The 26,199-nt window shown below is 68.5% G+C and carries 25 protein-coding genes and 1 pseudogene; 2 read left to right on the top strand and 24 right to left on the bottom strand.

The features are described from left to right. Positions 1 to 124: 124 nt before the first annotated feature. From lpxB to rpsB, 14 genes are all read right to left on the bottom strand, one after another. The gene (gene lpxB / locus J3S89_RS09620; RefSeq protein ID WP_217927287.1) at positions 125 to 1,339 is read right to left on the bottom strand and encodes a lipid-A-disaccharide synthase; all 1,215 of its coding nucleotides are present in this window, start codon (positions 1,337 to 1,339) and stop codon (positions 125 to 127) included. Next, a complete protein-coding gene (locus J3S89_RS09615) occupies positions 1,336 to 2,220 on the bottom strand; it encodes an LpxI family protein (RefSeq protein ID WP_230488982.1) in 885 nt (294 codons plus the stop codon). Before J3S89_RS09615 ends, lpxB begins: the two co-directional genes overlap by 4 nt. 7 nt (positions 2,221 to 2,227) lie before the next feature. After that, positions 2,228 to 3,028 carry an acyl-ACP--UDP-N-acetylglucosamine O-acyltransferase gene (gene lpxA, locus J3S89_RS09610; protein ID WP_217927285.1) on the bottom strand — a complete coding sequence of 267 codons (801 nt, stop codon included), beginning with the start codon at positions 3,026 to 3,028 and terminating at the stop codon, positions 2,228 to 2,230. A gap of 106 nt (positions 3,029 to 3,134) precedes the next feature. After that, positions 3,135 to 3,605 (bottom strand): 3-hydroxyacyl-ACP dehydratase FabZ, encoded by a 471-nt coding sequence (gene fabZ / locus J3S89_RS09605; RefSeq protein WP_217927284.1) that lies wholly within the window; start codon positions 3,603 to 3,605, stop codon positions 3,135 to 3,137. A gap of 82 nt (positions 3,606 to 3,687) precedes the next feature. Next, the gene (lpxD, locus tag J3S89_RS09600; protein WP_217927283.1) at positions 3,688 to 4,743 is read right to left on the bottom strand and encodes a UDP-3-O-(3-hydroxymyristoyl)glucosamine N-acyltransferase; all 1,056 of its coding nucleotides are present in this window, start codon (positions 4,741 to 4,743) and stop codon (positions 3,688 to 3,690) included. A gap of 93 nt (positions 4,744 to 4,836) precedes the next feature. Continuing rightward, positions 4,837 to 7,230 carry an outer membrane protein assembly factor BamA gene (bamA, locus tag J3S89_RS09595; RefSeq protein WP_217927282.1) on the bottom strand — a complete coding sequence of 798 codons (2,394 nt, stop codon included), beginning with the start codon at positions 7,228 to 7,230 and terminating at the stop codon, positions 4,837 to 4,839. Between the two features lie 272 nt (positions 7,231 to 7,502). Next, the gene (rseP, locus tag J3S89_RS09590) at positions 7,503 to 8,645 is read right to left on the bottom strand and encodes an RIP metalloprotease RseP (RefSeq protein ID WP_217927281.1); all 1,143 of its coding nucleotides are present in this window, start codon (positions 8,643 to 8,645) and stop codon (positions 7,503 to 7,505) included. 109 nt (positions 8,646 to 8,754) lie between these two features. Next, entirely contained in the window at positions 8,755 to 9,603 is an 849-nt protein-coding gene (locus J3S89_RS09585) for a phosphatidate cytidylyltransferase (protein ID WP_217927280.1), read from the bottom strand. Continuing rightward, on the bottom strand, positions 9,600 to 10,370 hold the full coding sequence (locus tag J3S89_RS09580; protein WP_217927279.1) for an isoprenyl transferase: 771 nt from the start codon (positions 10,368 to 10,370) through the stop codon (positions 9,600 to 9,602). Before J3S89_RS09580 ends, J3S89_RS09585 begins: the two co-directional genes overlap by 4 nt. A 34-nt stretch (positions 10,371 to 10,404) precedes the next feature. Then, on the bottom strand, positions 10,405 to 10,962 hold the full coding sequence (gene frr / locus J3S89_RS09575; RefSeq protein WP_217927278.1) for a ribosome recycling factor: 558 nt from the start codon (positions 10,960 to 10,962) through the stop codon (positions 10,405 to 10,407). A gap of 160 nt (positions 10,963 to 11,122) precedes the next feature. After that, positions 11,123 to 11,923 (bottom strand): UMP kinase, encoded by an 801-nt coding sequence (gene pyrH / locus J3S89_RS09570; protein ID WP_338019780.1) that lies wholly within the window; start codon positions 11,921 to 11,923, stop codon positions 11,123 to 11,125. 16 nt (positions 11,924 to 11,939) lie between these two features. Next, complete coding sequence (locus J3S89_RS09565) at positions 11,940 to 12,428, bottom strand: GNAT family N-acetyltransferase (protein WP_217927277.1); 489 nt, start codon at positions 12,426 to 12,428, stop codon at positions 11,940 to 11,942. A 110-nt stretch (positions 12,429 to 12,538) separates the two neighbouring features. Beyond that, positions 12,539 to 13,468, bottom strand: a complete 930-nt coding sequence (gene tsf, locus J3S89_RS09560) for a translation elongation factor Ts (protein ID WP_217927276.1) — start codon at positions 13,466 to 13,468, stop codon at positions 12,539 to 12,541. 192 nt (positions 13,469 to 13,660) lie between these two features. Then, positions 13,661 to 14,431 (bottom strand): 30S ribosomal protein S2, encoded by a 771-nt coding sequence (gene rpsB / locus J3S89_RS09555; protein ID WP_217927275.1) that lies wholly within the window; start codon positions 14,429 to 14,431, stop codon positions 13,661 to 13,663. A 331-nt stretch (positions 14,432 to 14,762) separates the two neighbouring features. Here rpsB and J3S89_RS09550 point away from each other — a divergent pair, with 331 nt between their 5' ends. After that, positions 14,763 to 15,287, top strand: a complete 525-nt coding sequence (locus J3S89_RS09550; protein ID WP_217927274.1) for a GNAT family N-acetyltransferase — start codon at positions 14,763 to 14,765, stop codon at positions 15,285 to 15,287. Positions 15,288 to 15,317: 30 nt separating this feature from the next. Here the strand turns inward: J3S89_RS09550 and J3S89_RS09545 are convergent, their stop codons facing one another. The 9 genes from J3S89_RS09545 to J3S89_RS09505 all read right to left on the bottom strand — a co-directional run bounded on the left by J3S89_RS09545 (position 15,318) and on the right by J3S89_RS09505 (position 24,695). Next, on the bottom strand, positions 15,318 to 15,770 hold the full coding sequence (locus J3S89_RS09545; protein ID WP_217927273.1) for a type II toxin-antitoxin system RatA family toxin: 453 nt from the start codon (positions 15,768 to 15,770) through the stop codon (positions 15,318 to 15,320). Continuing rightward, entirely contained in the window at positions 15,770 to 16,762 is a 993-nt protein-coding gene (gene lipA / locus J3S89_RS09540; protein WP_217927272.1) for a lipoyl synthase, read from the bottom strand. The genes J3S89_RS09545 and lipA overlap by 1 nt, the downstream gene beginning before the upstream one ends. A gap of 143 nt (positions 16,763 to 16,905) precedes the next feature. Next, on the bottom strand, positions 16,906 to 17,355 hold the full coding sequence (locus J3S89_RS09535) for a hypothetical protein (protein ID WP_217927271.1): 450 nt from the start codon (positions 17,353 to 17,355) through the stop codon (positions 16,906 to 16,908). 75 nt (positions 17,356 to 17,430) lie between these two features. Further along, entirely contained in the window at positions 17,431 to 18,507 is a 1,077-nt protein-coding gene (locus J3S89_RS09530; RefSeq protein ID WP_230488969.1) for a methyl-accepting chemotaxis protein, read from the bottom strand. A 295-nt stretch (positions 18,508 to 18,802) separates the two neighbouring features. After that, positions 18,803 to 20,215, bottom strand: coding sequence for a dihydrolipoyl dehydrogenase (lpdA, locus tag J3S89_RS09525; protein WP_217927269.1), 1,413 nt, complete (start codon positions 20,213 to 20,215; stop codon positions 18,803 to 18,805). Between the two features lie 125 nt (positions 20,216 to 20,340). Beyond that, positions 20,341 to 21,699, bottom strand: a complete 1,359-nt coding sequence (locus J3S89_RS09520; RefSeq protein ID WP_217927268.1) for a pyruvate dehydrogenase complex dihydrolipoamide acetyltransferase — start codon at positions 21,697 to 21,699, stop codon at positions 20,341 to 20,343. Positions 21,700 to 21,795: 96 nt separating this feature from the next. After that, the gene (locus J3S89_RS09515; protein WP_217927267.1) at positions 21,796 to 23,160 is read right to left on the bottom strand and encodes a pyruvate dehydrogenase complex E1 component subunit beta; all 1,365 of its coding nucleotides are present in this window, start codon (positions 23,158 to 23,160) and stop codon (positions 21,796 to 21,798) included. A 14-nt stretch (positions 23,161 to 23,174) separates the two neighbouring features. Next, positions 23,175 to 24,188, bottom strand: coding sequence for a pyruvate dehydrogenase (acetyl-transferring) E1 component subunit alpha (pdhA, locus tag J3S89_RS09510; protein WP_217927266.1), 1,014 nt, complete (start codon positions 24,186 to 24,188; stop codon positions 23,175 to 23,177). 168 nt (positions 24,189 to 24,356) lie between these two features. Continuing rightward, the gene (locus J3S89_RS09505) at positions 24,357 to 24,695 is read right to left on the bottom strand and encodes an FtsB family cell division protein (protein ID WP_217927265.1); all 339 of its coding nucleotides are present in this window, start codon (positions 24,693 to 24,695) and stop codon (positions 24,357 to 24,359) included. A 194-nt stretch (positions 24,696 to 24,889) separates the two neighbouring features. Between J3S89_RS09505 and J3S89_RS09500 the strand changes: the two genes are divergently transcribed. Continuing rightward, positions 24,890 to 25,675, top strand: coding sequence for a hypothetical protein (locus J3S89_RS09500; RefSeq protein WP_217927264.1), 786 nt, complete (start codon positions 24,890 to 24,892; stop codon positions 25,673 to 25,675). 90 nt (positions 25,676 to 25,765) lie between these two features. Here J3S89_RS09500 and eno read toward each other — a convergent pair. Further along, positions 25,766 to 26,199, bottom strand: a pseudogene (eno, locus tag J3S89_RS09495) (phosphopyruvate hydratase); the annotation flags it as partial.

The raw sequence follows: 26,199 nt of genomic DNA, 5'->3' as shown, positions 1-26,199 counted from the left end.
CGGGTGGTCTCCCGTCCTTCGCCCTTCGAAGCTCGCTCGCGCTCGCACCGCAGGGTGAAGGACCTCCACGAGAGTCGCGGAGGAACGGCGACGGTGGGAGACTTCGGTAGGGCGGAAGGCCTCGTCACGCCCGGTCGAGCAGGTCCAGCACGATCCGCGTCGCGGTGGCGCCGGGGGTCTCGTCGAGGCCCTGGCGCATGATCGTCTCGATCCGGGCGAAGGCGTCGATCTGGCGGGCGCGGGCGGGGCTCTCGACCAGGAGGGCGGCGAGCGTCTCGGCGATCGTCGCGGGCACGCAGGTCTCGTCGATGAATTCCGGCACCACCATCTCGCCGAGCACCAGATTGGGCAGCAGCGCCGAGCGGACCTTGGTGATCGGCCGGACCGGCTCCGGCACCTCGAGGAAATGCTTGACGATGCGGCCGATCCAATCGAGCCGATAGGTCGAGACCAGCGGCACGCCGGCGAGCGCCAGCTCGAGCGTCACCGTGCCGGAGGCGGCGAGCGCCGCGTCGGCCTCGCGGAAGGCACGGTATTTCGCCGCCGTTCCCGAGAGCAGGGTCGGCTTCACCGGCCAGTCGGCGCTCCGCGCCTCGATCTCGGCGCGGACGTGATCGACCGCCGGCAAGAGGATCTCGAACGGGCCGATCTCGTCGCGGAGCAGGGTCAGGACCTCGCCGAAGAGGCCCATCAACCGCGTCACCTCGGAGCGGCGGCTGCCGGGGAGCACCAGGAGGCGCAGCGACCGCTCGCCCGGCGCCGGCAGGCGGCGGCCTCCGGGCATCCGCACCTCGTCGACCTTCTCGATGAAGGGGTGGCCGACATAGGCGGTCGGCGGGCCGCCGAGGACGCGGTGGGCGGCGGGCTCGAACGGCAGCAGCGCCAACAGGCGATCGGTGAAGCGGGCGATCTTCCGCGCCCGGCCCGGCCGCCAGATCCACACGGTCGGCGAGACGTAGAGGACGATCTTCTGGCCGGGGCGGGCCTTGCGCACGCGCGCGGCGACGCGGTGGCAGAAGTCGGGGCTGTCGATCAGCACCAGCACGTCCGGCCGGGCGGCGATCGCGGCTTCGGCGGTCTCGCGGATGCGGCGCAAGATCAGCGGCAGACGGCGCAGCACCGGGCCGATGCCCATCACCGCGATGTCGGTGATGGGAAAGAGGCTCGCGAGCCCTTCCGCCGCCATCGCCGTGCCGCCGACGCCGGCGAAGCGGACCCGCGCGCCGAGGGCGCCGCGCAGGCCCTCCATCAGATGCGCGCCGAGGATGTCGCCGGAGGGTTCGCCGGCGACCAGGAAGACGTCGACGGGCGCGTCGGTGGTGGGCGCGGGTGGGGTCATGCCCCCTCCCCGCGCGCGATCGGCGCGGCTTCGTCGGTGAAGCCCCAGACGAAGAGGCCGGCGGCATCGGCGAGGCGGATCAGCGCCTCACGATCGGCGACCAACGTCGCGCCGGCCTCCACCGCCACGCCCTCGAGTCCGGCCTCGGCCGCGGCCCGGACGGTCTCGGCGCCGATCACCGGCTGATCGAGGCGCGGATCCTGGATCGGCTTCGGGCACTTCACCAGGATGCCCCGCTTCTCGCGGGCGCAGGGCATCTTCGAAAAGGCGTCGATCATCGCGTCGGTGCCGGCGAACCCTTCCTTCAGCACGACGGTGCGTCCGGTGACGATGACCCCCTGGCCGACGTCGCCGAGGCCGTGGCCACGCGCGGCGCCGGCGCCGAAGGCGATGGTCTGGAGGTGGGCCTCGCTCGGCCGCGCGACCCCGAGCGGCCCGGCCGGCATCAAGAGATCCGGCACGACCTCGCCGGCGCCGACGACGCGCAGGCCGCGCGCCTCGAACAGGCGCGCGAGGCGGCGCAGGATGCCGTCCTCGCCATGGGTGAGGAGGCGCCAGTTGCGGATCAGCTCGAAGAGATCGGCGAGATCGAATTCGGAGAGACGGGGCATCCGCCGCTCCTTCATGCCCCCGATGATCACCAGATCGCGGGCGCCGCGCGCGCGGGCGAGACGGATGAGGCGGGAGAGATGGCCGCGCCCGATCCAGACGTGGTCATGGGCCTCGATCGCCGGATCGGCCTCGCCGAGAATGCCGGCGATGGTGACCCGGCGTCCGCGCGCCGCCGCGCCCTCGGCGACCAGGAGCGGCAGGCGTCCGCCGCCGGCCAGGATGACCAGCGGTCCTTCCGCGTCGCTCCTCGAGCCGGTGGCGGCGGGCATGGTCACCTCACGCCTCGCGGCCGCCGCGCGGCATGCAGATGCGGCGGTCGCCACCCTCGCGGATGAAGCCGACCACCTCGGCCACCAGAGGTTCGTCGGCGAACATCGCGGCGACGTCCTCGACGCGCTCGAGCAGCGTCCCCTCCTCGGAGAAGAGCATGCGATAGGCTGCGCGCAGCTTGTGGATCCGGTCGCGCTCGAAGCCGCGCCGCTTCAGGCCGACGATGTTGAGGCCGCCGAGGCGGGCGCGATCGCCGATCGCCGAGCCGTAGGGGATGAGGTCGTTCTCGAGGCCGGAGAGGCCGCCGAGGAAGGCGTGCGGGCCGATGCGCACGAACTGATGCACCGCCGACAGGCCGCCGAGGATGGCGTGATCGCCGATCACCACATGGCCGGCGACGGTGGCGTTGTTGACCAGGATGACGTGATTGCCGATGCGGCAGTCGTGGGCGACGTGGGCGCCGACCATCAGCAGGCAATGGTCGCCGACGGTGGTCAGCATGCCGCCGCCCTCGGTGCCGGGATTGATCGTCACCTGCTCGCGGATGGTGGTGTGCGCGCCGATCACCAGCCGGCTCAGTTCGCCGTGGTACTTCAGATCCTGTGGCGGATGACCGACCGAGGCGAAGGGATAGATCTTGCAGCCTTCGCCGAGCTCGGTCTTGCCGGCGACGGTGACGTGGCTCACCAGCTCGACTCCGTCGCCGAGCACCACCTCGGGGCCGACCACGCAGAAGGGGCCGACGACCACGTCGGCGCCGAGCACCGCGCCGTCCTCGACGATCGCGGAAGGGTGAATCTTCGCCATGGGAACCGATTCCTCACAATTCGATTTTGCGCCAGAGGTCTAGCCGACCCCGGCCTCGAAACCGAAATCAATTTCCATGTCGGAATGTGACGGAGCCGAGCGCGGCTCAGCTCACCAACATGGCGCTGACTTCGCCCTCGGCGACGATCTTGCCGGCGACCTTGGCCTCGCCGCGGAACCACCACATGTTGGCGCGCTGCTTGAGCTTGGCGACGTGGAACTCGACGGTGTCGCCGGGGACGACGGGCTTGCGGAACTTCACCTTGTCGACGGTCATGAAATAGACCACCGAGGGCTTGCCGGCGCCGCCCGCCTTCTTGGTCTTCAACACGCACATCGCGCCGGCGGTCTGGGCCATCGCCTCGATCAGGAGCACGCCGGGGAAGACCGGCTTGTCGGGGAAATGCCCCTGGAACTGCGGCTCGTTGAACGTGACGTTCTTGATGCCGATGCCGCTGTCGTCACCGTCGATCTCGACGATCTTGTCGATCATCAGGAACGGATAGCGATGCGGCAGGAGTTCCAGCAGCCCCTGAATGTCGACGGAGTCGAGCGTGGTGGTCGGTTGATCGGTCATCGCGCCCTCGGTCCTTCCTGCGATCTCGACGCGGGCGACGGACCTCGTCGCCCTTCCTTTCCGGCCCTGGAGCCGGACACTCTCATTCCTCGGGGACGCCGCCCGGTCGCGCGGCGAGCCGCGCCAGCGCCGCGACCTCGCGCGCCGCCTCGCGGAACGGCTTGGCCGGAGCTCCGACCCAGCGCGCGCCGGCCGGCACGTCGTTCATGACGCCGGCGCGCGCGCCGATCTGTGCGCCGGAGCCGATCGTCAGATGGCCGGCGACGCCGACCTGACCGGCGAGCACGACGAAGTCGCCGAGCTTGGTCGAGCCGCTGATGCCGACATAGGAGACGATCACGCAGTGGCGTCCGATTTCCACGTTGTGTCCGATCTGGACCAGATTGTCGATCTTGGTGCCTTCCCCGATCACGGTGTCGCGGTTGGCGCCGCGATCGATCGTGGTGTTGGCGCCGATCTCGACGTCGTCCTGGATCACGACACGGCCGATCTGCGGCACCTTCTTGTGGCCGCTCGGGCCCATCGCGAAACCGAAGCCGTCCTGGCCGACGCGGACGCCGGAATGGATGACGACGCGGTTGCCGATCAGGCAGTGGATCAGCGTCGCCGACGGGCCGACGTAGCCGTTGCGGCCGATGCGGACGTCGTGACCGATCACGGCGTTGGCGCCGATCACCGTGCCCGACCCGATCTCGGCGCGAGCGCCGATCACGGCGCCGGGCTCGACGGTGACGCCGGGCTCGAGGCGGGCGGTCGGGTGGACATGGGCGCCGGGGGCGATGCCGGCCTCGCCGCCGTGGCTGCCCTCGAGGCGCAGCGCCGCCGGATAGAAGCGGCCGACCACCGTGGCGAAGGCGGCATAGGGGTCGCGGGTGATCAGGGCGACGACGCCCTCCGGCAGATCCTTGGCGAAACGCTCGGCGATCAGGCAGGCGCTGGCGTGGGTGGTCGCCAGCTGCGGCACGTATTTCTTGTTGTCGAGGAAGGTCACCTCGCCGCGCCCGGCGGTATCGAGGGGGCCGACGCCGCGAACGACGGTGGCGAGCGCGCTCTCGTCCGCGCAGGTCGCGCCGGTCCAGCCGCAGATCTCGGCGATGGTCGCGGGCTTGGGTGCGGGGAAGAAGGTGGGATCGCTCATCGGGGACGGCCTTCGTGGGTCGACGGGTTGCCCCATCAAAGAAAAAGGCCGCCGCAGGTGAAGCGGCGGCCCCGGAATCGCGGTCTCGAGACCTCAGAAGGTGGTGCCGCCGGAGAAGCGGAACACCTGGGTCTGGTCGTACTTCGACTTCGAGGTCGGCACCGCGAAGTCGGCGCGCAGCGGGCCGAAGGGCGAGCGCCACATGATGCCGACACCGACCGACGAGCGCAGCTTGTTGTCGTCGACCAGGTTGAAGGTGGTGCCGTCGGAGACCGGCAGCGCGCGCTTGTCGACGCTCCAGAGCTGGCCGGCGTCGGCGAAGGCCGACACGTAGAGGCCGAACTCGTCGGGCGTGCCCGGCATCGGCATCGAGGCCTCGAGGCTCGCCGCCCAGTAGTTGCGACCGCCGAGCGACTCGTTGCTGATCGTGTCGCGCGGGCCGTAGCCCTGCGAGGCGAAGCCACGGATGGTCTCGCCGCCCTGGTAGAAGTTGTCGAAGATCTCCAGCTTCTTGCCCCAGCCGGCGATGTTGCCGGCGCGGACGCGGGCCATGGCAATCACGCCCCAATCGGCCCAGACCTCGCGATAATAGCGCGCGTCGAAGGTCGAGCGCACGAACTTGGCGTCGCCGCCGGCACCCGCGAACTCTTCCGTCCACTTGGCGTAGATGCCGTCGCGGGGGAACTGCACGTTGTCGAGCGTGTTGTAGACGAGGCTGAAGCCCGGGATCGAGGCGATGCGGGTACGCGAGAGCACGCCGACGGCGTTGCAGCTGCCGGGAGCCGTGGCGGTCGCGCCGCAGATGAAGGTCTTGTAGGCGAGCGAGGCCTCGCCGTCGGTCAGGATGCCGTTGGCCTGCGTGCCGATCAGACGGATCTCCTGCTGGTTCAGCGTGTAGTTCACGCCGAAGGTCAGGTTCTCGGTGATCGGAAGGCCGAAGCGGATCGTGCCGCCGGTGTTGTTCTCTTCGTAGTTCCGGTAGGACGACGTCTTGTTCTCCTTGCGGTAGACGTCGAAGCCGGCGGAAATGCGATAGCCGAGGAAGTAGGGCTCGGTGAACGAGAACTGACCCCCGCGGGTGTTCTGGCCGTACTGGAGCGAAGCCTTGATGTACTGGCCGCGACCGAGGAAGTTCTTCTCGGAGAACGACACGTCGCCGATCACGCCGTCGGCGGTCGAATAACCGGCGCCGAAGCCGATCTCGCCGGTGGCCTGCTCTTCGACATCGACGTTCACGATGACCTTGTCGGGCGCCGAACCCGGATCGGCGTTGACCTTGACGGTCTTGAACAGGCCGAGACGGTTGAGGCGGCGTTCGGCCTTGGAGACCAGCGCCTTGTTGTAGGCGTCGCCCTCGGCCATGTCGAACTCGCGACGCACCACGTAGTCGCGGGTGCGATCGTTGCCACGGATGTTGAGGCGCTCGACGTAGACCCGTTGGCCTTCCTCGACATAGTAGGTGATCGAGATCGTGTGCTTGGCGTAGTCGCGCGTGGCGCGGGGACGGACCTGGGCGAAGGGATAGCCGGCGCGGGTCGCGGCCATCGTCAGCTCTTCCATGGTCTTCTCGACCGCCTCGGACGAGTAGACGTCGCCCGAACGGGTGCCGACCGAGGAGAACAGCGCCTTGGAATCGATGCCGGAGAGCGAGCTCTGCACGTCGACGTCGCCGAAGCTGTACTGATCGCCTTCGTCGACCGTGAAGGCGACGAAGAAGACGTTGCGCTCGCGATCGAGATCGGCGGTGGCGGAGACCACGCGGAAGTCGGCGTAGCCGTTCTTCATGTAGAACTTGCGCAGGCCTTCCTGGTCGGTCTGCAGACGATCCGGATCATAGGTGTCGGTCGTGCGCAGCCAGCCGAGCAGGCCGGTCTCGCGGGTCTTGATCACGTCGCGCAGACGGCCCGACGAATAGGCATGGTTGCCGGAGAAGCTGATGCGGGTGACCGCGGTCTTGTCGCCCTCGTCGATCTCGTAGATGAGATTGACGCGATTGTCCGGCAGGGAGATGACCTTGGCCTCGACCTGCGCGCGATAGCGGCCGTTGCGGCGGTAGGTCTCGAGCAGACGCTGCACGTCGGACTGCACGTCGTTCTTCGACATGAAGGCGCGCGGCTTGATCTGAATGACCGACTTCAGCTGCTCGTCGCTGAGGCGCTTGTTGCCTTCGAAGGCGATCTTGTTGACCTGCGGGCTCTCGGTCACGACGACGACGGTGTTGCCACCCTCGCGGGACACCTGCACGTCGGAGAACAGATCGGTCGCGTAGAGCGCCTTCAGAACGGCGTCGGTGTCGCCACCCTTGGCGTTCTGCAGGACGTAGGAGCGAATGGTCTCGGTCTCGATGCGCTTGTTGCCGCGCACGATCACGTCCGCCTTGGCGACGGAGAGACCGAACACGTCGGCCCCACCACCCACGACCGGCGCCACCGTCAGGAGGACTGCGGCCAGTGCCGTCTTCTTCATCGTGGTCGTGAAGGAACTCATCGTATTTCGGCCCCGTCTCGTTTCCGTCGTCACCATGGGTCGATCTGGCCCTTCGCAGGCGCGCATACCCGTCCTGGCGAGGACCTGAATCTCTTCGTCCGTCCCGTGCTTTGTACAGGCTTTTGGCGTCGGTGCAAGCCGAGCCCCACCCCCGGACATCGGGTTTGTGGACGACCGTTGCCCGATCGCCACGTGTTCGACGTTTCGCGTCTCGACCATACTCGTCACCTCGAAGGGGAAGAAAAACGCACTCCCCTCGCCTCGCGTTCCGCCTATCCGCCGCGCCGCAGCGACGCCAGATGGGCGATGTCGTTCCAGGATGAGACCAGCATCAGCATCAGGATCAGCGCCATGCCGATCCGGAAGCCGATGTCCTGCGCGCGATCCGAGAGCGGCCGTCCCCGCACGGCCTCGGCCGCGTAGAAGACGAGGTGGCCGCCGTCGAGCATCGGCACCGGAAAGAGATTGAGAAGACCGATCGACACCGACAGGACCGCCGCCAGATTGATCAGCGCCGCGATGCCCATGCCCGCGACCTCACCGGAGATCTGCGCGACCCGGAGCGGTCCGCCGAGCTGATCGATCGATTCGCGTCCGGTGAAGATGCCGCCGAGATAGGAGGCGGTGCGCGCCACCACGAACCACGTCTCCTTGGCGCCCTCGACGACCGCCTCGGGCGGAGAGAAGCGGCGCAGGCGGCGATCGGCCGGGTCGTTGGAGGCGCGGATGCCGACGAGGCCGCGGCGCTGCACGCCGAAACGGCTCTTCTCCTCGACCAGACGCGGGGTCAGCGAGGTCTCGATGCGGGCGCCGTCGCGCTCGACGACGAAGTCGGTCTTCTCGCCGGCGCGCTCGGAGACGAGGCGCATCACGTCCATGAAGGTCTCGATCGGGTGACCGTCGATGGCGACGATCAGATCGCCCGCGCGGATGCCGGCCTCGGCGGCGACACCGTCGGCGGTCACGTCGCCGACCTTGGCGACGAGATCGACCCGACCCGACACCATGAAGAGGCCGGAGAAGATCACCACGGCGAGAATGAAGTTGGCGATGGGGCCGGCGGCGACGATCGCGGCGCGGCGGCCGACCGACTTGGTCTGGAAGGCGCGGTCGCGGTCCGCCGGGGAGAGAGCGGCCAATCCGTCGCGGTCGGGGGTGCTGGCGGCACCCTCGTCGCCGACGAACTTGACGTAGCCGCCGAGCGGGATCAGCGAGACGCGCCATCGGGTGCCGTGGCGATCGTTCCAGCCGAAGAGTTCGGGGCCGAAGCCGATCGAGAAGGTGACGACGCCGACGCCGCAGGCGCGACCGACCAGAAAATGGCCCAGTTCGTGGAAGAACACCACGATGGTCAGCACGAACAGGAACGGCGGCACGTACCCGACGAGCGAGACCGCCTCATTCAGAATTTCCATCACCACCCTCGGCTCCCGAGACGTCCTCTCGGCTCGTTTTCTACTTTGCCATGCGATTGGTTACCGAACCATCTCACGGCTTCGTGGCGCTTTTCGGCCGGTGGCCGCCTCACCAGTCGAGAAGGCCGGCGCCCGGCGCGGCGAGCCCGCCGTTCAGCGCCGCCACCAGCGCGGCGGCGAGCGCGGCGGCGACGAGGCCGTCGACCCGATCGAGAAGGCCGCCGTGTCCGGGAATGATCCAGCCGGAGTCCTTGACGCCGAAGTGGCGCTTGAGGCTCGATTCGAAGAGATCGCCGGCCTGCGAGGCGATCGACAGCACGGCGCCGACCAGGAACACCGGCCAGAGGCGCCCGGACCCGGCGAAATGGGCGACGATCACGCCGGCGAGCGCGGCGGCGAAGAGGCCGCCGAGGGCGCCCGACCACGTCTTCTTGGGCGAGACCGCCGGCCACAGCTTCGGGCCGCCGAGAGCGCGCCCGGTGAAGAAGGCGGCGATGTCGGTCGACCAGACGACGGCGAAGAGGAAGATCACCAGGGCGAGGCCGTTCGGCGCGCCGCGGATCGCGTCGAGCGCCATGCTCGGCAGGGCCGCGTACACCGGCCCCCATGGGGCCCAGCGCAGCGGCGCCGGCTCGGCGCGGCCGCGCGCCTCGACACCGGCGGCGACGACGGCCGCGACGACGAGGCCGAAGGCGGCGATCGCCGAGAGGCTCCAGGCGAAGGTGGCGACGGCGAGCCCGACCAGCGCCAATTGCGCGAGCCGCAGCGGCGTCCAGGCGCGGCCGAGGACGATGGTCGCCCACTCGCTCGCCATGACCATGCCGCAGAGGACGACGAGGGCGGCGAAGGGGGTGCCGCCGAACCAGGTGATCGCCAGGACGATCGGCGCGCCGATCAGGGCGGAGACGATGCGCAGCTTCAGTTCACGCGACTTGTCGACGCCCTGCGTTCCGCTCATTTCGCCCCCTGGACCGCGTCGACACCGCCGAAGCGGCGCTCCCGACCGTTGTATTCGTCGATCGCGGCGTCGAAGGCGGCCTCGTCGAAGTCCGGCCAGAGCACGCTCGAGAACACCAGTTCCGAATAGGCCGCCTGCCACATCAGGAAGTTCGACAGGCGCTGCTCGCCGGAGGTGCGGATGACGAGATCCGGATCGGGAATGCCGCCGGTGAAGAGGGCGGCGGAGACCATGTCGCGGTCGATCGCCTCGGGGGCGAGTTCGCCGCGCGCGACCCGTTCGGCGAGGATCCGCGCCGCCCGCACGATCTCGTCGCGCGAACCGTAGTTGAAGGCGATGACGAGGTGGAGCCCGGTGTTGTCGCGGGTCAGCGCCTCGGCTTCCGCCAGCAGCGCGGCGATGTCCGGGGTGAGATCGGCGCGCTCGCCGATCACGGTGATGTGGACGTTCTCGGTGTGGAGTTCGGCGAGGTCGCGGCGGATGAAGTATTTGAGGAGCCCCATCAGGAACCCCACCTCCTCCGCCGGCCGGCGCCAGTTCTCCGAGGAGAACGAATAGAGCGTCAGATGGCCGATGCCGCGGCGCGAGGCGTGGCGGATGATCCGCCGCACCGTCTCCATGCCGCGCCGGTGACCCTCGGTGCGCGGCAGGCCGCGCGCCTTGGCCCAGCGGCCGTTGCCGTCCATGATCACGGCGACGTGGGCGGGCACGCCGGCGGTCTCGCCGCCGGCGTCGCGATCGTCCCGTCCGTCCGAGGCCGTCGTCATGGCCGTTCGCCTTCGTTCCGCCCGTCCGTTCGGATCAGACCTTGGTGATGTCCTGTTCCTTGGCGGCGAGAAGCTTGTCGATCTCGGAGATGGTCTCGTCGGTCAGCTTCTGGACGCGATCGGCGAGACGGGTCTCCTCGTCCTCGCTCATGCCGTCCTTGACCGCCTTCTTCAGCGTGTCGATGCCGTCGCGACGGACGTGGCGCACCGCGATGCGGGCGGCCTCGGCGTATTTGTGGGCGACCTTGACCAGCTCCTTGCGGCGCTCGGCGTTGAGCTCGGGGATCGGCACGCGCAGGGTGGCGCCCTCGCCGATCGGGTTGAGGCCGAGATTGGCCTCGCGGATGGCCTTCTCCACCGCGCCGGCCATGCCGCGATCCCACACCGAGACCAGCAGCATGCGCGGCTCCGGCACCGACACGGTCGCCACCTGGTTCAGCGCCATGCGGGCGCCGTAGACCTCGACCGTCACCGGCTCCAGGAGATGGATGGAGGCGCGCCCGGTCCGCAGACCCGCGAGTTCCTCCTTGTAGACGGAGACCGCCTGGGTCATGCGCCGCTTGATGTCGTCGATGTCGAATTTGCTGGCCATGAGACTACCTCGGAATACTTCCTCTGGTGGGATCGAGACGGCGAGCCGGTGCTTCGCCCCGTCGATCCCGGACGCCCGAGGTCGACCCTCGGCATCGATGATTGACGTCCACGCGGCGCGTGGATCGTGCCCGACCTCACGGCCGGGTCGTCGCCCCCGATCAGTCGGCGCGACCCGCGACCACCGTGGCGCGGCCGGCCCCCTTCAGCACGTCGATCAACGCGCCGGGCTCACCGAGAGAGAACACGATTATCGGAATCGCGTTGTCGCGGGCAAGTGCGAAAGCCGCGGTATCGAGCACCTTGAGGTCGCGACCGATCGCTTCGTCGAAGGTGAGACGGTCGAAACGGGTGGCGGTGGGATCCGTCTTGGGATCGGCGGTATAGATGCCGTCGACGTTGGTCGCCTTGAGGATGGCGTCGCAGCGCATCTCGGAGGCGCGCATCGCCGCCGTCGTGTCGGTCGTCAGGAAGGGCGAGCCGAGACCGCCGGCGAAGAAGGCGACGCCGGTCTCGCGCAGCGCCCGGGACGCGTCGCGCTGGGTGAAGGTGTCGCAGACCGTCGGCATCGGGAGGCCGGAGAAGACCGGCGCCTCGATGCCGCGTGCGCGCAGCGCCTCGCGCATGGCGAGCGCGTTCATCACGGTCGCCATCATGCCCATGTGGTCGCCGGTGACGCGGTCGGTGCCCTGCTTCTGGAGCCAGGCGCCGCGAAAGAGGTTGCCGCCGCCGATGACGATGCCGATCTCGGCGCCGAGCGCGCGGGCGGCGACGATGTCGTCGGCGATGCGGCCGACAACGGCGCTGTCGATGCCGAGCGGCGCGCCGCCGGCCAGCGCCTCGCCCGAGAGCTTCAGGAGAACCCGTTTCCAGGTGAGCGTCTCGGCCATCGTCGTCTCCTCGTCGGCGAGTTCGTCGGGCGGCGGACTCGGGATCGGGCCGTCGCGATTGGCGAGATACACGAAGGTCGCCCTCGCGTCACCCTCCGCGAGGCTCGCCGTCGCGCGGGTCGCGGGCCGGATCGAGCGACTTGGCGAAGAAGACGCGGTCGAAGCCGTTCTGGTGGGCGCGGTGGGTCTCGACGAAACCGAGACGGGGGTAGATCGCCCGGTTCTCGGTCATCTTCTCGTGGGTGAAGAGCGAGAGGGTGCGGCAGCCGGCGCCGCGGCTCGCCTCCTCGGTATGGGCGACGAGGACGCGGCCGAGGCCCCGGCCGCGCAGACGCTCGGCGATGGCGATGGTCTCGAGCACGGACGGGTCGTGATCGGTCTCGAGGACGACCACGCCGCCGATCCCCTCGGCGTCGACGAAGACGTCGACCTCGCCGGCCTCGATACGGGCGCGATAGTCGTCGTCCATCGGCGCCGGGCGACGGCCCATGCGTGGCACGTAGGGCGCGAAGGCGGCGGCGACGAGGCGTTCGATCTCGGCGAGATCGTCGAGGGTCGCCTTGCGGATCTCGGACATGCGTGCCCTCCGTCGATCGGGCCGGAAACGACGATCGCCGCACACCGGGGACGGCATGCGGCGATCATGAAACGTGTGGCGAAGGCGCGAACCCTCGCCGGAGCTTCGGCTCAGAGACCGGCCTGCGCGGCGACTTCCGCGGCGAAGTCGGAGACTTCCTTCTCGATGCCCTCGCCGATGACCATGCGCACGAAGGCCTTGACCGCGACCGGCGCGCCGAGGTCCTTCGACGCCTGGGCGACCAGCGCCTCGACGGTCAGCTCGGGGTTCATCACGAAGTTCTGCTTCAGGAGGGTGACCTCCTCGTAGAACTTGCGGATGCGGCCCTCGACCATCTTCTCGACGACGGCGGCGGGCTTGCCCGACTCGAGCGCCTGCTCGGAGAAGAACTTGCGCTCGTGCTCGACCAGAGCCGGGTCGATCTCCTCGGTGCGCACGGCGGCCGGGGTGGGATCGTGGGCGGCGACGTGCATGGCGATCTGCTTGCCGAGCTTGGCGAGCTCGGCCACGTCGGCGGTCGACTCGAGCGCGACCAGCACGCCGATCTTGCCGAGGCCGTCGGCGACCTGATTGTGGACGTAGGAGGCGACCACGCCGTTCTCGACCGAGAGGCAGGCGGTGCGGCGCAGCTGCATGTTCTCGCCGATGGTGGCGACGGCGTCGGTCAGGCTGTCGGCGACGGACTTGCCGGTCGACGGCAGGGTCGCGGCGGCGAGCGCGGCGACGTCGCCGGCCGTGGTCAGGGCGACGGTGGCGATGCCCTTGACGATGCCCTGGAAGCCCTCGTTGCGCGCGACGAAGTCGGTCTCGGAGTTGACCTCGACCACGGCGCCCTTGGTGCCCTCGGTGGCGACGCCGACGAGGCCCTCGGCGGCGGTGCGGCCGGACTTCTTGGCGGCCTTGGAGAGGCCCTTCTTACGGAGCCAGTCGATCGCCTGCTCCATGTCGCCGGCGGTCTCCTTGAGCGCCGCCTTGCAGTCCATCATGCCCGCGCCGGTCTTGTCGCGGAGTTCCTTCACCTGGGAAGCCGAAATGGTCATGTTCGCCTCTGAATGGTCTTCAGAACAGATTGTCGGGAGCGGATCGGGATCGACCCGTCCGTGGGTCGCGCGAGCGGTTCGGACGCAGGGACGCCGGCGATTCGATCGGCCGGGGTCTCGCGTCATCGAACCGGCGTTCGGCGACAGGCCCGTGACGACCGGCCCGGGCGCGAGGCCCGGGCCGGTGAAACATCACTGAGCGACGGACTCTTCGACGAGGCCGGGTTCCTCGGCGAGGACTTCGGCCTCGCCCATGTCGACGCCCATGTCGCCCTGAGCGCGCGACAGGCCGTCGATGGCGGCGCGAGCGATCAGGTCGGTGTAGAGGGCGATGGCGCGGCCGGCGTCGTCGTTGCCCGGGATCGGATAGGTGATGCCGTCCGGATCGCAGTTGCTGTCGAGGATCGCGGCGACCGGGATGCCCAGACGCTTGGCTTCCTGGATCGCCAGGGCCTCACGGTTGGTGTCGATGATGAAGACCAGATCCGGCAGGCCGCCCATGTCCTTGATGCCGCCGAGGGAGCGATCGAGCTTGACGCGATCGCGGTCCATGTTCAGCCGCTCCTTCTTGGTGAGGCCCTGGGCCTCGCCGGCGAGCATGGTCTCGATCTTGCGCAGACGCTGGATCGAGTTGGAGATGGTCTTCCAGTTGGTGAGCATGCCGCCGAGCCAACGGGCGTTGACGAAATACTGGGCCGAACGACGCGCCGCGTCGGCGACCGGCTCCTGAGCCTGACGCTTGGTGCCGACCACGAGCACGCGGCCGCCCTTGGCGACGGTGTCGGATACGGCCTTCAGCGCCTGGTGCAGCAGCGGCACGGTCTGGGCGAGGTCGATGATGTGGATGTTGTTGCGGGCGCCGAAGATGTAGGGAGCCATCTTCGGGTTCCAGCGATGCTTCTGGTGGCCGAAGTGGACGCCGGCCTCGAGCAGCTGACGCATGGTGAAATCGGGCAGAGCCATGGATTCGTATCCTTTTCCGGTTGAACCTCCGCGCGGGCGTCATGTGACCGAAGGATTTCGGAAACACCGGATGGACGCTTGGCGATCCCGAGACATCCTCTCGGAACCGAGCGCCCTGCCCACGCGTGTGGAATGGCGCGGGGATTAGGGGAGATGCGGGCGATTGTCAAGGTCGGAGCGGGATGAGTGCTGAACGACGATCGCCCGCCACCATGGCGAAGGCACGTCACTTCGTCCATCGTCACGCCGGCGGCGCGGCGGGGACGAGATCACGGAATGGTGCGCACCAGTCGCGCTGTCGTCCGATGGCACATTGAACTAGAAGACGGGGATGATCACCGACCCGCTCTCCCTCGTCGTCGCCGAAGCCGGCGACCTTCCGGCTTTCAAACGCGCATTGCAGGACGCCTTCGCGGTCGCCGTCGTCGAGACCTTCGGCTCTCTTCCGGATGGGCCGATCCCCTCCGACGACGACATCGACGCGACGATCGCGGCGTCCGGCGCCGTCGCTCTGCGTATCGTGACGGAAGGCCGCGACGTCGGTGGCGCCGTCGTCTCGATCGACGAGACCACGCATCACAATTCGCTGGATTTCTTCTTCATAGTCGTAGGCGCGCATGGTCGCGGCCTTGGCCGGCGGGCTTGGCTGGCCATCGAGCAGGCCTATCCGACGACGCGGGTCTGGCAGACCCACACTCCTTATTTCGAGAAGCGGAACATCCACTTCTACGTCAACACATGCGGGTTCAAGATCGTCGAGTTCTTCAACGCGCACCATCCCGACCCGCACCAGCCGGCGGGACACGATGATTTTCCGGGCGTCGACGAAGGCTTCCGCTTCGAGAAGATCATGTGAGACCGTGGGCGGAGGGGGCGGAATCCGCTCTCACCGCCCATAGACCGCGTCCGCCCGCTTCTCGAAGGCTTCCGCGAACTTGCGGAACGCCTTGTCGAACATCGTGCCCATCAGGGCGCCGAGGATGCGGTTGCGGAAGGCGTAGTCGATCGAGAAATGGACGTCGCAGGCCTTCTCGCCGACGTCGACGAAGCGCCAGACGTTGTCGAGGTGCTCGAAGGGGCCGTCGAGATAGGAGACGCGGATCGTCATCGCCGGGCGATCGAGCAGAACGCGGCTCGTGAAGGTCTCGCGCACCGCCTTGTAGCCGACCGTCATGTCGGCGACGAGGATCGCCCTCCCCTCACCCGTCTCCTGGCGCCCGCGGATGCGCAGCGCCTCGCAGAGCGGCAGGAACTTCGGATAGTTCTCCGCGTCGGCGACCAGATCGAACATGTTCGTCGCGGTGTGGGCGACACGACGCGTGGTCGAGAAGGACGGCATCAGACCCGGCCGATTTTGGCGGCGCGGGCCGCCCTCAGTCGGGCGAAGTCCTCGCCGGCATGGTGCGAGGAGCGCGTCAGCGGGCTCGACGAGACCATCAGGAAGCCCTTGGTATAGGCGATCGTCTCGAAGGACTTGAACTCTTCCGGCGTGACGAAATGCGTCACCTCGTGATGCTTCTTGGTCGGCTGGAGATATTGGCCGATGGTGATGAAGTCGACGTCGGCCGAGCGCAGGTCGTCCATCAGCTGGAGCACTTCGTTGCGCTCCTCGCCGAGGCCGACCATGATGCCGGACTTGGTGAAGATCTCCGGATCGAGTTCCTTCACCCGCTGGAGCAGGCGCAGCGAATGGAAATAGCGCGCGCCGGGGCGGACGGTCAGATAGTTGCCGGGCACGGTCTCGAGATTGTGGTTGAAGACGTCCGGCTTGGCGGCGACGACGATCTCGAGCGCGCCCTCCTTCTTCAGGAAGTCCGGCGTCAGCACCTCGATGGTGGTGGCGGGCGACTTGGCGCGGATCGCGCGGATGGTCGCGGCGATGTGGGCGGCGCCACCGTCGTCGAGATCGTCGCGGTCGACCGAGGTCACGACCACATGGAGCAGGCCGAGCTTTTCGACCGCGATCGCCACGTTCTCCGGCTCGTCGGGGTCGAGGGGCGCGGGCTTGCCGGTCGCCACGTTGCAGAAGGCGCAGGCGCGGGTGCAGGTGTCGCCCATGATCATGAAGGTCGAGTGCTTCTTCGACCAGCATTCGCCGATGTTGGGGCAGCCGGCCTCCTCGCACACCGTCACGAGCTTGTTGTCGCGGACGATCTTCTGGGTTTCCGCATAGACCGGCGAGCCCGGCGCCTTGACGCGGATCCAGGCGGGCTTGCGGGCGACCGGCTTGTCGGGGCGATGGGCCTTCTCGGGATGGCGCAGCTTCTCGGCCGCGGGCTTCTCCGAGGGGGCGGGGCGCTTGCCGTCGAGGGTGTCGACCACGGTGACCATGGGCGGAAAACTCCAGAAGGCCGCCGGCACGGATTGTCCGATGCGCCTCTGGCGCGGGCGGCGGCGGGTGTCGAATTCTGATATAGGCGCGCGCCGCGTCGGGCAAGCGCGCGGGGGGCCGCGCGGGGCAGATCCGCAGGACTCTAGGGGGTCGTGACCCGTTTGCCGGCGCGCACGTGCAACACCGTCTTGGGGCGTCCCTTGGGGTCGAGCGGCACGTCGAGGACGACGTCGGATTCTCCGACCAGCGGGTGATCGAGCTCGAGCTTGCCGACGAAGCCGGACTGGGTCCAGCCGACGGGGAGCGACCCGCCCTCGGTCTCGTAGACCAGGGTCGAATAGCCCTTGGGCGGGACGATCCGTAGTTGATGGACGATGCGGCCGTCGCCACAGTCGGAGCGCGCGACCTCCCAACGGGTGCCGTCGGCGTCGCCGGACCTGGTCACCACGGTCGGGCACAGATCGCGGGAGATCCAGGCGCGAACCAGCCAGGGGCCGGCCACGGCGACGAGGGCGAACAGTCCGAGGATCACCAGGAGACGGCGACCGCGTCGACGTCTGATCTCGTCCGCAGGTGTGGTTTCGCCCGCCATGTTCCCTCCTCGCCGGTGCCGGCCGATCCTAACCGATGCGCGGATCGATGCCAGCGAGATCGTCGCGGGGGCGGATCAGCGGGACCCGCGACCGGGGCCGGGGGCGCCCCGTCCCGCCTCGACGATCACGCCGTACCAGCCGAGGCCGGCATAGGTCTCGTAGCCGGGCGTCGCGTGGAAGGCGACGAGCGTGCCGTCGGGAAGCGTCTCGTAGCCGCTGTCGCGACCCTTCGGGTCGTAGGCGAGGCGTTCGGTGAGGATGCCGCGACCGTCGGAGGCTGCGATGACGCGGCGCGATCGATCGATCAGCAGCACGCGCGCGTCGCCCTCGTGATCGCCGAGGCGCACGCTCTCGACGATCGTGCGGGCCTGCGGTTCCCAATCGAAATGGACCGCGAGGATACCGAGCGCGCGGCCGTGGGGGCTGCCGCCCTCGCGCACCGTGGTGGCGAAGGTCGCGACCTGGGCTCCGCCGAGCAGCGGTTCGACCGCGACGTCCTCGGCATGGAAGTCGTCGCCGCTGCGCAAGGACAGCGCGGTGCGGAACCAGGGGCGTTCGGCGACCGACTGGCCGGCGACGGGGAAGCGATCGCCACGACCGCTCGAGATCACCCGTCCGGTCGGATCGATCAGCCACAGGTCGAGATAGACCGTGTAGGCGCGCAGGATGATGGCGAGCCGGCCGCCGGCGTGATCGCAGGTCGCAGCGTCGGGCGTGGCGGCGGCCGCGACGACGGCGGCGTCGGTCGCCCACCAGCGCACGTCGCAGGAGCGCTCATAGAGATTGCGGTCGATCAGCTCCACGGCGTTGAGCGCGAGGTCGACCATGCGGGCGCCGTGGGCGGTCTCGGCCATGACGCGCGCGAGATGGGCGAGGCGCTCGATCTCGCCGCCGAGCTCGGCATCGAGGCCGCGCGCCAGGGCGTCGACCTCGTCGGAGATGCCGCGCACCTCTTGCGAGACGACGGCGAAGCCGCGCCCGGCATCGCCCGCCCGCGCCGCCTCGATCAACGCATTGAGCGCCAGGATCTTCATGCGCTTGGTGATCGCCCGGATCTCGCCGACCTTCTGTTCGGTCAGATCCTTGGCCGCGTTCGACCGCTCGAGAATTCCATCCAGAGACGCAACCGCCTCATTCCCCGTCGTCGACATTCTCGAGACCCGCATCGTTCGGACGTTCTCATTGCTGACGTTACGGCAATTTCGAAGGATTCTCTTAATCCACTGTTAATCCGCCGATCGATACGGGGCATTTCGAAGTGTTGCTCAAATTTTCCGCAAGCGCGGTCGAGAGGAGTCGCGTCATGTGAGTACATTTACTGACCCATACCTACGCGCGCTCGTAGACCTTCCCCGAGGACCACCCGAAACGCGAGAGCGATCCGTGCGGGGCGCGCACGAATCGCTCTCTCGGGGTCGACGGACGTCGGTGGGGCGAGCCTTAGGCTCAGACGTGGATGGCGCGGCCTTCGCTGTCCAGCACCGCCTCGTGCATCATCTCCGACAGCGTCGGATGCGGGAACACGGTGTGGATCAGCTCTTCCTCGGTGGTCTCGAGGTTCATCGCCACGGTATAGCCCTGGATCAGCTCGGTGACGTCGGCGCCGATCATGTGGGCGCCGAGGAGGCGGCCGGTCTTCTTGTCGAAGACGACCTTGATCAGGCCCTCGGACTCGCCCATGGCGATGGCCTTGCCGTTGCCGACGAAGGGGAAGCGGCCGACCTTGACCTCGAACCCGGCCTCCTTGGCCTTGGCCTCGGTGTAGCCGACCGAGGAGACCTGCGGCTGGGAATAGGTGCAGGCGGGGATCTTCGTCTTGTCCATCGGATGCGGGTGCTTGCCCGCGATGGCCTCGATGCAGATGATGCCCTCGTGCTCGCCCTTGTGCGCGAGCATCGGCGGGCCCGCGACGTCGCCGATGGCGTAGAGGCCGGGGACGTTGGAACGGCCGAATTCGTCGATGACGATGCAGCCGCGTTCGGTCTTCACGCCGAGTTTCTCGAGGCCGAGATTCTCGACGTTGCCGACCACGCCGACGGCCGAGATGACGCGATCGACGATGATCTCGCGCTTGACGCCGGCCTTGTCCTCGAGCGTCGCGGTGACGCTGTCGGCATGGCGCACCAGGCCGAGCACCTTGGTGCCGCAGTGGATCTTCAGTCCGAGCTTCTCGAAGCTCTTCTTGGCGAAGGCGGAGATCTCGGCATCCTCGACCGGAAGCACCCGGTCCATCACCTCGACCACCGTCACGTCGACGCCGAGCGCGTTGTAGAAGCTCGCGAATTCGATGCCGATCGCGCCGGAGCCGACCACCAGCATGGTCTTCGGCAGCGACTTCGGCATCAGCGCGTCGAAATAGGTCCAGACCAGCTTGCCGTCGGGCTCGAGGCCGGGCACGACGCGCGGGCGGGCGCCGGTCGCCATGATGATGTGCTTGGCCGCGTATTCACCGCCGCCGAAGGCGCCCTTGGGCGCGCCGTCGGTGCCGGTGACGACGATCCTGCCGGGCGCGGTCAGAATGGCGCGGCCCCAGATCACGTCGACCTTGTTCTTCTTCAGGAGGAAGCCGACGCCCGAATTGAGCTGGCCGGAGACGCCGCGCGACCGCTTGACGATCGCCTCGAGATCGAAGGAGGCGTTGTCGACCTTGAGGCCGAAGGCGGCGGCATGCTTCATGAACTGATAGATCTCGGCCGAGCGCAACAGCGCCTTGGTCGGGATGCAGCCCCAGTTGAGGCAGATGCCGCCGAGGTGCTTGGCCTCGACGATCGCCGTCTTGAAGCCGAGCTGAGCGGCGCGGATCGCGGTCACATAGCCGCCGGGGCCGGAGCCGATGACGATGACGTCGTATTGAGACATGGAGTGCTCCCCGTCGTCGGGTCGGTGACGGCGTCACCGCCGCTCGACGCTCGCTGAGATCGATCGTTTTCGAGAAGCGGAACGCCGGCCACGCGGGGCGGGCGTTCCGCGAAGGCGCTTGGTCCTCAGACCAGCATTCCCATCGGGCTCTCGATCAGCGACTTGAAGGCCGCCAGGAACTCGGCGCCGAGGGCGCCGTCGACGGCGCGATGGTCGGTCGAGAGCGTCACCGTCATGGCGGTCACCACGGCCGGCGCGCCGTCCTTGACCACGACCCGCTTCTCGCCCGCGCCGACCGCCAGGATCGTCGCATGCGGCGGGTTGATGATCGCGGCGAAGTCCTTGATGCCGAACATGCCGAGGTTCGAGACGGCGGTGGAGCCGCCCTGATACTCTTCCGGCTTCAGCTTGCGGGCCTTGGCGCGGGCGGCGAAGTCCTTCATCTCGATCGAGATCGCCGACAGTGTCTTGATCTCGGCGCGACGCACGACGGGCGTGATCAGGCCGCCGGGGATCGACACGGCGACGCCGACGTCGGACTGCTTGTGCTTCAGCATCGCCTCGCCGGTCCAGGTGACGTTGGCGTCCGGCACGCGCTGGAGCGCCAGCGCCAGCCCCTTGATGATGAAGTCGTTGACCGAGACCTTGAAGGCGGGCTTGCCGTCCTTCACCGGGGCGGCGGCGTTGATCTGCTCGCGCAGCGCCAAGAGCGCGTCGAGCTCGCAATCGACCGTCAGATAGAAGTGCGGCACGGTGAGCTTCGATTCCATCAGCCGCTTGGCGATGGTCTTGCGCATGCCGTCGTGCGGGACGACCTCGTAGCTGCCCGGCTCGAACATCTTGAGGATGGTCTCGTCGGAGGGGCCGGTCGGCAGGGCCGCCGGGGCCTTGGGGGCGCTCGCGGCCGGCGCGGGCGCGGCGGCGGGCGCGGGCGCCGGAGCGCCGGCCTTGGCGGTGCCGGCGGTGGCGGCGCTCTCGACGTCCTTCAGGACGATGCGGCCGCGCGGGCCGGAGCCGGCGATCTTGGAGAGGTCGAGGCCCTTCTCCTTGGCGACGCGGCGGGCGAGCGGCGAGGCGAAGAGGCGCTCGCCGGAAGCGGCCACGGACGCCGGAGCGGCGGCGACGGGCGCGGCGGCCGCGGGGGCCGGAGCAGCCGCGACGGGCGTGGGCGCGGCGGCCGGAGCGGCGGCGGGCGCCGGAGCGGCCTTCGGAGCGGGCGCGGCGGCGGCTGAGGCGTCCTCGCCCTCGGCGGCGATGACCGCGATCGGCGTGTTGACCGCGACGTCCTGGGTGCCGGCGGGCACGAGGATGGCGGCGAGGATGCCCTCGTCGACCGCCTCGACCTCCATGGTCGCCTTGTCGGTCTCGATCTCGGCGAGGACGTCGCCGGACTTCACGGTGTCGCCGACGGCCTTCAGCCACTTGGCGAGATTGCCCTTCTCCATGGTCGGTGACAGGGCGGGCATGAGGATGTTGGTGGGCATGGGTCCCCCCGAAGATGGCGTCTCGATCTGAGGTCCGGCGCGGCCGGACGGGCGAGCGAGATCACGGAACGCGGCGCGCGCCGTGATCTCGGGGGATCAGCGGTAGGTCACCGCGCGCACGGCCTCGATCACCTCGGCCACGTTGGGCAGAGCGAGCTTCTCGAGGTTGGCGGCATAGGGCATCGGCACGTCCTTGCCGGTGACCTTGAGGACGGGGGCGTCGAGATAGTCGAAGGCCTCGGTGACCAGTCGCGAGGCGACCTCCGAGCCGATCGAGCACTGCGGCCAGCCCTCTTCCACGGTGACGCAGCGGCCGGTCTTCTGGACCGAGGCCACCACCGTCGCCATGTCGAGCGGACGCAGGGTGCGCAGGTCGACCACCTCGACCGAGATGCCCATGGCTTCCAGTTCGGCGGCGGCCTTCATCGTGTAGGTCATGCCGATGCCGAAGGAGACGATGGTCACGTCCTTGCCGGACTTGACCACCTTGGCCTTGCCGATCGGGGTAACGAAATCGCCGACCGGGACGTCGAAGGACTGGCCGTAGAGGATCTCGTTCTCGAGGAAGACGACCGGGTTCGGCGAGCGGATCGCCGCCTTGAGGAGGCCCTTGGCGTCGGCGGCGCACCACGGCTGGATCACCGTCAGACCGGGGACGTGGCTGTACCAGGAGGAATAGTCCTGGGAATGCTGGGCGCCGACGCGGGCGGCGGCGCCGTTCGGGCCGCGGAAGACGATCGGACAGCCCATCTGACCGCCGGACATGTAGAGCGTCTTGGCGGCGGAATTGATGATGTGGTCGATCGCCTGCATGGCGAAGTTGAAGGTCATGAACTCGACGATCGGCTTCAAGCCGGCGAGCGCCGCACCGACGCCGAGGCCGGCGAAGCCGTGCTCGGTGATCGGCGTGTCGATGACGCGCTCGGCGCCGAACTCCTGCAGGAGGCCCTGCGTGATCTTGTAGGCGCCCTGGTATTCGGCGACCTCCTCGCCCATGACGAAGACGTCGGCGTCGGCGCGCATCTCCTCGGCCATGGCGTCGCGCAGCGCCTCGCGCACGGTCTGGTGCACGAAGGTGGTGCCGGCGGGATAGTCCTCCTCCGCCGGGGCGGTGGCGACCGGCGCTGCGGCGGCGACGACCGCGGGAGCGGCGGGAGCCGGAGCCGGAGCGGCGGCGGCCGGCGCGGGCGCCGGGGCGGCGCCGGTGGCGGTGTCGGAGGCGTCGGCGCCGATCACGGCGATCGGCGTGTTGACCTTGACCGCGTCGGTGCCGGCGGGAACCAGGATCGCGGAGAGGACGCCCTCGTCGACGGCCTCCACTTCCATGGTCGCCTTGTCGGTCTCGATCTCGGCGATCACGTCGCCGGACTTCACGGTGTCGCCGACGGCCTTGAGCCATTTGGCGAGCTTGCCCTCTTCCATCGTCGGGGAGAGCGCGGGCATGAGAATTTCGATGGCCATTGTCGCGGGTCCCCTCAGCGTACGATGTCGGTCCAGAGCTCGGCGGCATCCGGCTCGGGATCGTTCTGAGCGAATTCGGCCGCCTCCTGGACGACGGCGCGGACCTCGGCGTCGATCGCCTTCAGTTCGTCCTCGGTCGCCATGCCGGAGGCGAGGAGACGGGCGCGCACCTGCTCGATCGGATCGTGCTCGTTGCGCATCTTCTGGACCTCCTCCTTCGACCGATACTTGGCCGGATCGGACATGGAGTGGCCGCGATAGCGATAGGTCTGCATCTCCAGGATGTAGGGGCCGTTGCCGGCGCGGGCGAACTCGAGCGCGCGCATCGAGGCGTCGCGCACCGCGCGGACGTCCATGCCGTCGACCTGCTCGCCGGGGATGTTGAAGGAGACGCCGCGCCTCGAGAAATCCTGCTGCGAGGACGAGCGCGACACCGCCGTGCCCATGGCGTAACGGTTGTTCTCGATCACGTAGACCACGGGGAGCTTCCACAGCTCCGCCATGTTGAAGCTCTCGTAGACCTGGCCCTGGTTGGCCGCGCCGTCGCCGAAGAAGGCGAGGCTGACGTTGCCGTTCTTGCGGTACTTGTTGGCGAAGCCGAGGCCGGTGCCGAGCGACACCTGGGCGCCGACGATGCCGTGGCCGCCGTAGAAGTGCTTCTCGACGCTGAACATGTGCATCGAGCCGCCCTTGCCCTTGGAATAACCGCCGCGCCGGCCGGTCAGCTCGGCCATGACGCCGTTGGCGCTCATGCCGCAGGCCAGCATGTGGCCGTGGTCGCGATAGCCGGTGATGAACTGATCACCCTGGGTCATCGCCATCTGCATGCCCACCACGACGGCCTCCTGGCCGATGTAGAGGTGGCAGAAGCCGCCGATCAGGCCCATGCCGTACATCTGGCCCGCCTTCTCTTCGAAGCGGCGGATCAGCAGCATCGTTCGGTAGGCGGAGAGCTCTTCATCTCTGGTGAAGGGCGCCGGGCCGGTCTCGACCGGCGCCTTGGACTTCGCAGACTTGGGGGCAGCCATCGCATCCTCCCGAAAGGCGTTTCGCCATTGAACCGGGGTCGGAGGATAGAGCGATGCGGGAGGGATGCAAGAGCGCGGAAACGCGGGTTGCCGGCTCAATAAAATATTGCTTTGCAACAAGAAAAGATCAATGAACCGGATTTCGGTTCATTCGGGCAAATCAACCTATCATCGGTTGATCGTGGCATGTTGCGGTGCACTCGCGACGACGGCGATCTCGTTGGCGTTGGCGAAGCCGAGAATCTCTCTCGCGCGCTCGTCGAGCATGTCGCTCTCGAGGCTCGAGGAGCGCAGCAGGCCGACGCGATGCTCGAGCACGTTGCGCTCCTTGCGGATCCGGGTCAGCTCGTCGTCGAGGTGGATCGCCTCCACCGCCAGTTGCCGCCGCGCCTCGATGCCGAGGGACCCGTGCCAGGCGTGCCAGGCGAAGTAACCGGAGAAGGCGAGCGCGATCATCGGCACGATGAGCGGGCGGACGTAGGACTTGCGACGCTGGCGAGTGGACATGGGAAAGGCTACGCCCCCGAGATGTGGTCCGGATTGGGCCCGGTCGTTGCCGGGTTCGTTCATTGCATCAGGGCGTGGTTAACATCGCCTTGCGAGGCCGCCTCGGGCACGAAAAATCGGGGATCGACGCCAACGCTCCGTTCATGGTTGCATGTCACCATCACCCTTCGGGTGCCCCATCGGACGAGGCGACCATGTTCCGCTGCCTTCCGACTCTCGGCCTGCTTCTCCTCGGCCTCACGGCCTGCGGCCGCGCGCCGGCGGACGTCGACGTCGAGATCGAGACGGGGGCCGTCACCCGCGTCGACGTCGATCGCGCCCTCGACCAGATCCGCAACGTCTGCCGGCCGCTGTTCTCCACCCATGCGCCGGACGTGGACCGGATCCGCGCGGTCGTCTCCGACGAGGGGTCGACGCAAGCGCGGCGGTTCGGATGGGGCGTCCACATCGCCCTCACGGTCGATCTCAAATCGGCGGTCTCGACCCTCACCGGGGAGATCGAACCCGAGGCGCGCTATCTCGCCGGTGGCGGCGCGCGTCCGGGCCTCCTCGCCTTCTCGCCGACCGCCGCCGCCCTCTGCGATCAACCGCTCGCCCCGGGTCGCCGCAGCGCCTTTCTGCCGGCGCCGATGTTGGCGGAGGATCTGCCGCAACGGGTGGTCAATCCCAGCCGCGAGCAGGTCGCCGCCTATCGCGCCGAAGAGGCGAAGGCGATGACCGGCGACTATCAGAGCCAGCGCAACATCGCCTGGTGCTACGTCGACGGCTGCACCGGGGTCGAGCCGATCGACGACGTCAAGGCGTGCGCGTGGCGGATGGTGATCTTCGCCGCCAAGAGCCCGCGCTCCGATGCCAGCGACGCCGACAACATCCGCATCGACTGCGATCAGGCGCTGACGCCGGAGGACCGGGAGACCGCCCGAGGGCTCGCCGCGCGGCTCTTCCCCAAGATCTACGGCCGGCCGTTGCCGGCGTCGTGAGGCCCGGCGCGACCGCCGGCCCCGGAATGCGAAAACGGCGGCCCGAGGGCCGCCGTTCGCAGGTTCGTCGTCGCGGATCGCGCCGCGCGATCAGCCCTTGAGGATCGAGGTGCCGGCGTAGCGGGCGGTCTCGCCGAGGCTCTCCTCGATGCGCAGCAGCTGGTTGTACTTGGCGAGCCGGTCGGACCGGGCCAGCGACCCGGTCTTGATCTGACCGCAGTTGGTCGCCACCGCCAGATCGGCGATCGTCGCGTCCTCGGTCTCGCCCGAACGATGCGACATCACCGCCGTGTAGCCGGCGCGATGGGCCATGTCGACCGCCTCGAGCGTCTCCGTCAGCGAGCCGATCTGGTTCACCTTGACCAGGATCGAGTTGGCCGTGCCCTGCTCGATGCCGGTCTTCAGGCGCTTGGTGTTGGTGACGAAGAGATCGTCGCCGACCAGCTGCACCTTCTTGCCGATCAGATCGGTCACGGCCTTCCAGCCGGCCCAGTCGTCCTCGGACATGCCGTCCTCGATCGAGA

Origin of the sequence: Pinisolibacter aquiterrae (assembly GCF_019160155.1) — a bacterium.
GTDB lineage: Bacteria > Pseudomonadota > Alphaproteobacteria > Rhizobiales > Ancalomicrobiaceae > Pinisolibacter > Pinisolibacter aquiterrae.
This window is presented reverse-complemented; position numbering and strand designations above follow the sequence as displayed.